Raw genomic sequence first — 892 nt, forward strand, 5'->3', positions numbered from 1 at the left:
AGAGGTTGTCCGGAAACAAGTAAAAGGCTATAATATCTGAAATTTTAGTACGGGGTAAAGATGAGAAAAAAGTATCCAACAGATCTAAGCGAAAGGGAATGGGCAAGAATAGAAAAACACTTCAGAGTATCATACAAGAAAGGAGGAAGGCCGCCAAAGTATAGCAAAAGAGAAATATTAGAAGCAATTTTCTATGTATTGCGTACAGGGTGTCAATGGCGGTATTTACCAAATGATTTTCCGCTATGGAAGACTGTGTATGAGCAGTTCAGGCAATGGAAGAAGCAGGGAATTTTTGAGAAAATGAATTATGAAATATAGTAGAAGAAAAATAGGAAGGAATGAGCAGCCGAGTGCCTGTATAGTAGATAGTCAATCTGTAAAGACTACAGAAAAGGGGGGATCAAAGGCTATGATGGAAGTAAAAAAGTAAAGGGTAGAAAAAGGCATATAATTACAGACACTCAGGGTTTTATACTAGGTTGTTACGTAGGCGCTGCTAACGAAAATGATAGAGATGGTATTAAAATAGCATTAAACAATATGAGAACAAAATATACTAAAGTTAAAAAAATGTGGGCTGACATGGGATACCAAGGAAGAAATTTAAAGAATCACATAAAGGAAGAATATGACATAGATATTGAAATTGTTAAAAGGCCTCCATGTAGATTTTGGGTGCACAAAGATACGCCACCTGAGCTACTACCAACAAGAGAACAAGGGTTTAAAGTACAGCCAAGAAGATGGGTTGTAGAAAGGACTTTTGCTTGGGTTAATAGGAATAGAAGGCTATCGAAGGAGTATGATTTACTCACAACATCCACTGAGAATTTCATATACCTAGCTATGAGTAGGGTTATGTTAAAGAGGGAATATGCTTGAATTTACT

Annotated in this window: 1 pseudogene; it reads left to right on the top strand. The window is 36.4% G+C overall.

From position 1 onward, the window contains the following. The first annotated feature begins 60 nt into the window (after nt 1-60). A pseudogene (locus tag BA053_RS07020) lies at nt 61-885 on the top strand (IS5-like element ISWpi1 family transposase). Nucleotides 886-892 lie beyond the last annotated feature (7 nt).

It is taken from the genome of Wolbachia endosymbiont of Nomada ferruginata (assembly GCF_001675785.1).
GTDB lineage: Bacteria > Pseudomonadota > Alphaproteobacteria > Rickettsiales > Anaplasmataceae > Wolbachia > Wolbachia pipientis.